This window comes from Xanthomonas sp. SHU 166 (assembly GCF_000364685.1).
In the GTDB taxonomy this organism is placed as follows: domain Bacteria; phylum Pseudomonadota; class Gammaproteobacteria; order Xanthomonadales; family Xanthomonadaceae; genus Xanthomonas_A; species Xanthomonas_A sontii.
In genome coordinates this window covers 1-1,687 of record NZ_AQOJ01000333.1, presented here as the reverse complement: position 1 = coordinate 1,687, position 1,687 = coordinate 1, and the positions used below count along the sequence as shown (strand labels likewise).

Sequence of the window (1,687 nt, the reverse complement as noted above, 5' to 3'; positions counted from 1 at the left end):
CGGCCGTGGCATCGGCGCGGTGCAGCCGCGGCTGCGCCAGCGCCGCCTCGGCCACCGGCGGCGGCTTCACGTAGTCCGGGCCGAGCATGCAGGCCGACAGCAGCGAGGGCAGCGCGGCGGCGACGAGAACGCGGGAGAAACGCAGGGCCATGGAATCCTCAATGCATCGCGAGCGGAGCGCCGCCCTTGGGCAGCGGCTTGAGCAGGAACGCCAGCGGGATCGTGCAGACCACGATCACCCCGAAGATCCAGAACAGATCGTTGTAGGTCATCACCAGGGCCTGCTGCTGCACCAGCCGCGCCAGTTGCGCCAGCGACTGCATCGCCGCGCCGGCGCCGGACACCGACTGCAGTTGCGCGGCGATGCCATGCAGGTAGTCCTGCGCCAGCGGCGAATTGGCGGTGGTGCCGCTGCCGAGCATCTGCGTATGGAACACCATGCGCCGCTCCTGGAAGGTGGAGATCAGCGCCAGGCCGATCGAGCCGCCCATGTTGCGCGCGGCATTGAACAGGCCCGAGGCGTCGCCGGCCAGGTCCGGCGGCACCGAGGAGATCGCCGCCTGATTGAGCGACATCATCGCCAGCGCCAGCCCGCAGCCCTGCAGCAGCTGCCCGGCGACGAAATGCATGCCGACCGACTCGGCGGTGAGGTGCATGTTGACGAAGCAGGCCGCGGCGAAGCAGCTCAACCCGCCGAGTACCAGCACGCGCACATCCACCGTGGTCAGCAGCTTGGGCATCATCGGCATCAGCAGCACCGTGGGGACGCCCGACAGCAGCACCACGTAGCCGGACTGCTCGGTGTTGTAGCCGGAGATCACCGCCAGGAACTGCGGAATCATGTACATGACCCCGAACAGGATCATGCCCACCGCCATCACCATCACGAACACCGCGCCGAAACTGCGCTGCAGCAGGATCGACAGGCGGATCACCGGCTGCCGGCTGAGGAATTGCGAGCCCACCAGGGCGATGAAGCCGACCAGCGAGACCACGCTCAGCAGCACGATCTCGGTGGATTCGAACCAGCGCTCGCGCTGGCCTTCTTCCAGCACCACGGTGAGCGCGCCCAGTCCGGCGGTCAGGCCGAAGATGCCGAGCCAGTCGGCGTCGAGCAGCCCGCGCAGATACATGCGCTCGTGCGGCAGCCCGAGCAGCAGCAGCGCCACCAGGCCGGCGCAGACCGGCACGTTGAGGAAGAACGCGTAGTGCCAGCTCACGTTCTCGGTGAGCCAGCCGCCCAGCAGCGGCCCGATCACCGGACCCAGGATCACGGTCATGCCGAACAGCGCCGTGCCCAGGGTCTGCTGCGCCGGCGGCAGGCGCGTGGCGACGATGGTCAGCGCGGTGGGGATCAGCGCGCCGCCGGCGAAGCCCTGGCCGACCCGGCCGAGGATCATCATGGTCAGGCTGCTGGACAGCCCGCACACCACCGAGAAAAACGTGAAAAGCAGCGCGCAGATCAGCAGGAAGTTGCGCAGCCCCAGGGTGCGCACGAACCAGCCGGTCAGCGGGATCATCACGATCTCGGCGACCAGGTAGGAGGTCGAGATCCAGGTGCCTTCGGTGCCGCTGGCGCCGACCTCGCCCTGGATGGTCGGCAGTGCGGCGTTGACGATGGAGATGTCCAGCGTCGCCATGAACGAACCGATGGTGCCGGCGGCCACCGCCAGCCAGGCCCCGGTGT

1 protein-coding gene is annotated in these 1,687 nt (G+C 68.5%); it reads right to left on the bottom strand.

Annotation, left to right across the window (positions count from 1 at the left end; all coding sequences use genetic code 11):
- Positions 1–158: 158 nt before the first annotated feature.
- On the bottom strand, positions 159–1,687 hold a 1,529-nt coding region (locus D180_RS09955), incomplete at its 5' end, for a DHA2 family efflux MFS transporter permease subunit (protein WP_017912676.1).